Origin of the sequence: Delftia sp. S65 (assembly GCF_016516495.1) — a bacterium.
Classification (GTDB): Bacteria; Pseudomonadota; Gammaproteobacteria; order Burkholderiales; family Burkholderiaceae_C; genus Comamonas; species Comamonas acidovorans.
This window is the reverse complement of the sequence record NZ_JACVUR010000034.1, coordinates 64,338-70,337: the sequence shown is the minus strand read 5'-3', so window position 1 is coordinate 70,337 and position 6,000 is coordinate 64,338. Positions and strand designations below refer to the sequence as shown.

The 6,000-nt window shown below is 65.2% G+C and carries 6 protein-coding genes; 3 read left to right on the top strand and 3 right to left on the bottom strand.

What is annotated here, in order from left to right; genetic code table 11:
- The first annotated feature begins 161 nt into the window (after positions 1 to 161).
- Both IAE24_RS22700 and IAE24_RS22695 read left to right on the top strand, forming a co-directional pair.
- Positions 162 to 1,175 carry an ATP-binding protein gene (locus IAE24_RS22700; RefSeq protein ID WP_233626308.1) on the top strand — a complete coding sequence of 338 codons (1,014 nt, stop codon included), beginning with the start codon at positions 162 to 164 and terminating at the stop codon, positions 1,173 to 1,175.
- A gap of 25 nt (positions 1,176 to 1,200) precedes the next feature.
- Complete coding sequence (locus IAE24_RS22695) at positions 1,201 to 1,479, top strand: hypothetical protein (protein WP_199961577.1); 279 nt, start codon at positions 1,201 to 1,203, stop codon at positions 1,477 to 1,479.
- 32 nt (positions 1,480 to 1,511) lie between these two features.
- On the opposite strand, the gene IAE24_RS22690 is transcribed toward IAE24_RS22695, so the two are convergent.
- From IAE24_RS22690 to IAE24_RS22680, 3 genes are all read right to left on the bottom strand, one after another.
- Entirely contained in the window at positions 1,512 to 2,615 is a 1,104-nt protein-coding gene (locus IAE24_RS22690) for a porin (protein WP_088165375.1), read from the bottom strand.
- Between the two features lie 137 nt (positions 2,616 to 2,752).
- Entirely contained in the window at positions 2,753 to 3,610 is an 858-nt protein-coding gene (locus IAE24_RS22685; protein ID WP_199961578.1) for a substrate-binding domain-containing protein, read from the bottom strand.
- 75 nt (positions 3,611 to 3,685) lie between these two features.
- Positions 3,686 to 4,660 (bottom strand): Bug family tripartite tricarboxylate transporter substrate binding protein, encoded by a 975-nt coding sequence (locus IAE24_RS22680; RefSeq protein WP_034391632.1) that lies wholly within the window; start codon positions 4,658 to 4,660, stop codon positions 3,686 to 3,688.
- Positions 4,661 to 4,771: 111 nt separating this feature from the next.
- Between IAE24_RS22680 and IAE24_RS22675 the strand changes: the two genes are divergently transcribed.
- Positions 4,772 to 5,674, top strand: a complete 903-nt coding sequence (locus tag IAE24_RS22675; protein ID WP_063326697.1) for a LysR family transcriptional regulator — start codon at positions 4,772 to 4,774, stop codon at positions 5,672 to 5,674.
- The last annotated feature ends 326 nt before the right edge of the window (positions 5,675 to 6,000 follow it).

The window sequence follows — 6,000 nt, the reverse complement described above, 5'->3', positions numbered from 1 at the left end:
CGCACCAGCGCCGCCTTCTCTGCGAGAGACCAGCGCCTGCGGCGCTGGTCCTTCACGACTACCTCGATTGACTCCGTATGCCTAGTCATATGCACAGTCCTGTTCCTATCTTCAAAGATAAGCGATAGGACGGGGCCGGGGAATCAGGGGGCTATCTCATCTTGAGCCGCGTGCTCACGGGGCAGGCGCGTTTTAAGCACCTAGCCGGTTCGCTTAACACCTACGCGAAGAGCAAGTTCCGGCAGGCGTTCTGTGCAGGCGAGGTCAGGCCGGCAACGCTCGATCTGATGCGAGTGGTTGCTCGGCGAATCAACTATCAGGCGCTGGATGATTTGCTCAGGCAAGTGAACTGGCACCAGCGCGCTGGCAGGTTCACACGCAACGGCGTGTACTTCGACACAGAGGGTAAGAACTACGACGATCACATCGCACCGACCGTCGATGCGATTGACACCTCAAACCTCGACGACTTCGACCAGCTAATCGTGCGAGTCAACCTCCAGCTGATGTCTGACCTGAACGCCGGGTACGTTCAGTTTGAGTACATCCAACCGCTGCTCAAGCGCGTTGAGTCGTCTCTGAAGAGCATGCGCCGGGTGCTCAGGATTGCGACCGCTGAGGAGGACGAGAAGGTCTTGACCGTAATCTCTTTACGCCGCTGCAACAACGAGGTCAAGAAGGTCCTTCCGCTACTGTTCGCCAAGCACTTCTACAACGCCCACAAAACGTCCGTCGTGACGCCCCCGAACCGTACGGTTCACCTTATCGTTGACGAGGCACACAACATCCTGTCCGAGCAGTCGGCGCGGGAGAGCGAGAGCTGGAAAGACTACCGGCTCGAGCTGTTTGAAGAAATCATCAAGGAGGGTCGCAAGTTCGGCATGTTCGTGACCATCGCCAGCCAGCGCCCGGCCGACATCTCGCCCACCATCGTTTCTCAGCTGCACAACTTCTTCATCCATCGACTGGTGAACGACAGAGATCTCTTTCTCGTCGACAACACAATCTCGACACTTGATGCCCTATCGCGCAGCCTCATCCCTGGGCTCTCCCCGGGCTGCTGCGTGGTGACTGGGACCGCCTTTGAGCTTCCAATGGTCATCCAAGTCGACCGTCTATCCAACGACAAACAGCCTGCCAGCGAGGACGTCGATCTAGAGGTGTTGTGGAGTTAGCCACATATAGAAAGAAAGGCAGTTGATGAAAAACCTACTGCGAAGGGCGGCGATCACGGCGTTGCTGGCAACTCTGGGATGCAGCCAGTCGCCGAGTGGGCGGTGGGAAGCGACGCAAAGCGTCGATGTTCTGCTGAAAAAAGGCGATCCACAGACGGTGGCATTTGTCCTCAACGCAGGGGACGTTTGCGCACTCGGCCAGCAGTGGAGCTTTGAAAAGGAGCTGCGTTACAAGGAAGTGATCTGCCCCCAAGGCAAGGGCTGGATCACTTCCGACACGCCGTTCAAAAAGCTGAGCGGCTGAGCTGGCAATGGGGCGAGTGCTCGCAGCGGCCCTCAGAAGCTATGCATCAACCCCGCAGTCACCCCCGTAGCCACATCCTTGTTCTGCCCGCCCTGAAACCCTCCACTCCAATGCGTACGGTCCAGTTCCGCATACAGCTTGCTGCGGCGCGAGAGCTTGTATTCCGCAAACAGCAGGGCGCGGGTGTAGCCGTCTGCGGCGCGGCCGCTGCGTTCGCGTTCCACGCGGTACAGGGCGGCGGTCAGGTCCAGCGTGCTGCGGGCGGACCAGGTGGCGCCCAGCGAGTGCACGCGCTGCACGGTGCGGCTGGTGGTGGCGTTGGTCTGGCCGTCGCTGCGCGCGGTGTTCAGCGCAAGGCGGAGGTTGTCCCATTTGTAGGAGGCGCCCAGGGTGGCGGCTTTCAGCTCCCATTGGTCTGCGGTCTTGAAGCGCTGGTAGGCGCCGGAGACGGTCCATGTCTGCGTGCCATAGGCCAGGCCCGCGCCGGCCGATGAGCGGGCGGAGCCGCCTTGCGCCGTCTCGCCAAAGCTGTACATGGCGCGGGCGGTGAGGCCGCCGAAGCGGCCCGTGTACTTGACCGAGTTGTCCAGCCGGTAGGAGCCGGTGGTGGCGCCCGCGCTGCCGTATTCCACGCCCAGGCCGTGGCTGCTGAGCGCGGCGGTGGCGATGTTGGGGTTGAAGGCGGCGAAGCGCATGCCCACGGGGTCCACGGGGCTGATGGCATCTGCCAGCAGGTTGGTCTGGCGCCCGGCCGTGACCTGGCCCCAGCTGCCGCCCAGGCCCACGATGGCCGCGCGGTCGAAGAACTTGCTGGAGTTGGCGGTGGTGCCGGTGTCCAGGTTCAGGCCGGTTTCCAGGTTGAACAGGGCGTACATGCCGCCGCCCAGGTCTTCGCGCCCGCGAAACCCGAAGCGGCTGGTGGTGTTGACGCCGCTGGACAGCGCGGCGCCCGAGGTGTTGCTGGCCGCGTTGGCGGCGGTGAGGCCGCTGGTGTAGCGCACGCCGGTATCGGCAATGCCGTAGAGCGTGATGCTGGATTGCGCAAGGGCCGACAGCGGTGCGGCGGCGAGGGTGATCAGCACCAGGGTTTTGGTGTTCATGGGTGTGGCGAGGGTGATAGGGCTGGGCAGCGGCATGCCGCAGCAGTGCCGTTGCAGCGCCGCTGAATGGACGTCGAACCGGGGAGGGGTGAAGGCCCCCTGTGTGTCGAGGGCCCTGAGGGCCCTGAGGGCCTTGAGTGCCTAGAGGGCCTTGAGGGCTCGGGGGCCTGCCGTCAGGGCTTGGCCGCCGGCTCCATGCCGGTGCTGCGCACGATGGGCGCGGCGGCGGGGGCTGCCAGGAAGCGGATCAGGTGGCGCGCCGTCTCAGGGCTCTTGGCGCCGGTGGCCACGCCTGCGGAGAAGAAGACGCGCTGCTGCACTTCATCGGGCAGGGGGCCGACGAATTCCAGTTCCTTGAACGGCAGCAGTTCGCTGACCTGCTGGAAGCCGATGTCTGCATCGCCACGCAGCACCACGGCGCCCACGCGCTCGCTGAGGATGCGGGTGGCCTTGCCCTTCATCTGCTCGGCCACGCCCAGGCGCGGGAACAGTTCGTTGGCCAGATAGGTGCCGCTGGCGCTGGCCGAGTAGGCAATGGTCTTGGCATCCAGCAGGGTTTGCTTGAGCGCGTCCACGGTGCTGATGTCGGGCTTGGGCGTGCCCTTGCGCACGCTCATGCCGATCATGGAGCGCGCCAGGTCCACGCGGCTGCCCGCTTCCACCTTGCCTTGGGCGGCCAGATTGTCCAAGGCTCCATCCGCGAGGATGACGATATCGAACTGCTCGCCCCGCGCCAGGCGGCTGGGAATGGAGTCCTGCGCATTGCCCATGGAGGCACCGCGCGAGGTGACGACCTTGTGGCCCGTGGCCTGCTCGTACAGGGGTATCAACTGGTCGTAGGCGGCAGAGAAGCCGCCCGAGGTGACCACGCGGATTTCATCTGCGGCGGCGGTGGAAGGCGCGGCAGCGCCCAGAGCCAGGCCCAGGCTGAGGGTGCCGCCCAGCAGCGCGCCCAGGGTGCGGCGGCGCAGGGTGGATGGCACGGAGGACTGCAGAGAGGACTGCTGGGGGGTGGAACGGATGGCGGTCATGGTTTGTCTCCTGGTTTTTTATGGTTGGGGGATGGCTGCCGAAGCTGCTGAGGCTGCTGAGGCAGCCGAGGGGGATCAATCGGCGGTGATTTTTCGCTCGCGGATGATGCGGCCCCACTTGGCGTGCTCGGCGGCAATGAACTGGCCCAGTTCCTCGCGGGTGCCCGGGGCGGCGGTCTGGCCGTGCTTGAGCAGGTTGTCGCGCACTTCGGGGGTGTTCAGCACCTTGACCAGCTCGGTGTTCCAGCGGTCCAGCAAGGGCTTGGGCGTCTTGGCGGATGCCACGAAGGCGTACCAGTTGGTGGCGTTGAAGCCGGGGAAGCTCTCGGCCACGGTGGGCACATTGGGCAGATAGGCGGGGCGCGTGAGGCCCGTGGTGGCCAGCGGGATCAGCTTGCCCGATTCGATGTGGGGCAGGGCCGTGGGCGGGGCTGCGTAGAAGGAGGTCACGCGGTTGCCCAGCACGTCCTGCAGCGCGGGGGCGCCGCCCTTGTAGGGCACGTGCAGGGTGTCGATCTTGGCGACATCGTTGAGCAGTTCACCGGCCAGGTGCGATGCGGAGCCGGGGCCGGTGGAGGCGAAGTCCAGCTTGCCGGGTTCGCGCTTGGCCTTGGCCACGTATTCGCCCAGGGTCTTGATGCCGGTGGCGGCAGGCACGACGAGCACGTTGGGAAAGTTCACGCCCATGGTGATGGGGGCCAGGTCCTTGAGCGGGTCGTAGCCGATCTTCATGAAGTGCGGCGCAATGGCCAGCGGGCCGATGGAGCCGAAGAGCAGCACCGAGCCGTCGGACGGGCCATTGGCCACCTGCGTGTGGGCCAGGTTGCCGCCTGCGCCGGGCTTGTTTTCCACGACCACGCTCTGGCCGATGTTCTCGCCCAGCTTCTTGGCGATGATGCGCGCGGCAATGTCGGCCGAGCCGCCTGCGGCGAAGCCGACCACCATGACCACGGGTTTCTTGGGGGGGAAGTCCTGGGCCTGGGCGGTGCCCACGGCCAGGGAAAGAAGGGCGGCCAGGGCGCCGCCTGCGATCAGTCTGCGTTGGTGCATGTCGTCTCCGTTTGTTGGTCTTGCCTGCCCGCAGGGGGCAGCGTTATCAAGGGCGCCATCCTATGCAGCGGGTGTTATTCTGTGAATTGCAACTTTTGGAAGGACTGTTGCGTGCAGCGCATCAAATTCGACATGGGGGAACTGATCGCCTTCGTGACCACGGCCGAGAAAGCCAGCTTTCGCTTGGCCGCAGAAGCGCTTTTCCTGTCGCCGCCTGCCTTGAGCCGGCGGGTGGAGCGGCTGGAGTCCGTGCTGGGCGCGCGGCTGCTGGAGCGCACCACGCGGCGTGTGGAACTGACCGAGGTGGGCCATGAGTTCCTGCAGGAGGCGCGCAGGGCCCTGGCCGGCCTGGACGAGGCCGTGCAGCGCGTGGATGACCAGCTGAAGCTGCGCCGTGGCCGGGTGACGGTTGCCTGCGTGCCTTCGGTGGCCACCAATCTGCTGCCGCCCGTGCTGAAGACCTTTGCCGTGGAGCAGCCCGATGTGCAGGTGCACGTCATCGACGAGAGCGCGCAGCAGGTGGTGGAGGCCGTGCTGCGCGGGGATGCTGACTTTGGCCTGAGCTTCACGGGCAGCCAGGAGCCGTCGCTGCGCTTTGAGGCGCTCACGCGCGAGCGCTATGTGCTGGCCATGCCGCGCAGCCACGCCTGGGCCGGGCGCAGCCAGGTGGAATGGGCCGAGCTGGCGGGCAAGCGCCTGGTCTCCGTCTCCCACAAGAGCGGCAACCGGCTGCTGCTAGACCAGGTGATGGCCGGCCTGCCAGAGCAGCCCGTGGCCTGGCACGAGTGCAACCATGTCACAGGCGCCCTGGCCCTGGTGGAAGCCGGCCTGGGCCTGGCCGCCGTGCCCCAGCTGGCCCTGCGCCAGGACCACGCCCAGGTCTGTGGCGTACCCCTGACCGCGCCCGATGTGTGGCGCACGCTGGGCCTGCTGCAAAGGCGTGATCGCGTGCTGGGGCCGGTGGCGCAGGCGTTGCGGGAGTGCCTGGTGCAGGCACACATCCTTCAAGGCTGAGCTGCAGCACGCTTTGCATATGCGGCATATCGGGCCTGCAATGCCGGCTAGTTCCTGGCTTCATTTGGCTGAATCAAGGGCGGCAAGCGCCTGTATGCCGGGATTTGCTGCGCCTATGGTGCTGGCCGTGGCAATTTTTTGCACTTTGGCGCATGAGATTTGACTGTGGGCGCAACGGCATCGCGTGCGGCCCCTGCAAACGCCCACATAACCTGAAAAATCCACAGGCGAGGCGTACGCCGGTCTGCCGCGCACAGTTGCCACTCCCATGGCAATTGCGCAAGCCCGGTGCGCCGCGTTTTCGCACGCAGGCCAGGGACTTTCTT

What these genes read in the sequence shown, in the direction of transcription:
- IAE24_RS22695 (WP_199961577.1), top strand. Translation starts at nt 1,201, where the DNA reads ATGAAAAACCTACTGCGAAGGGCGGCGATCACGGCGTTGCTGGCAACT.
- IAE24_RS22690 (WP_088165375.1), bottom strand. Translation starts at nt 2,615, where the DNA reads ATGCCGCTGCCCAGCCCTATCACCCTCGCCACACCCATGAACACCAAA.
- IAE24_RS22685 (WP_199961578.1), bottom strand. Translation starts at nt 3,610, where the DNA reads ATGACCGCCATCCGTTCCACCCCCCAGCAGTCCTCTCTGCAGTCCTCC.
- IAE24_RS22680 (WP_034391632.1), bottom strand. Translation starts at nt 4,660, where the DNA reads ATGCACCAACGCAGACTGATCGCAGGCGGCGCCCTGGCCGCCCTTCTT.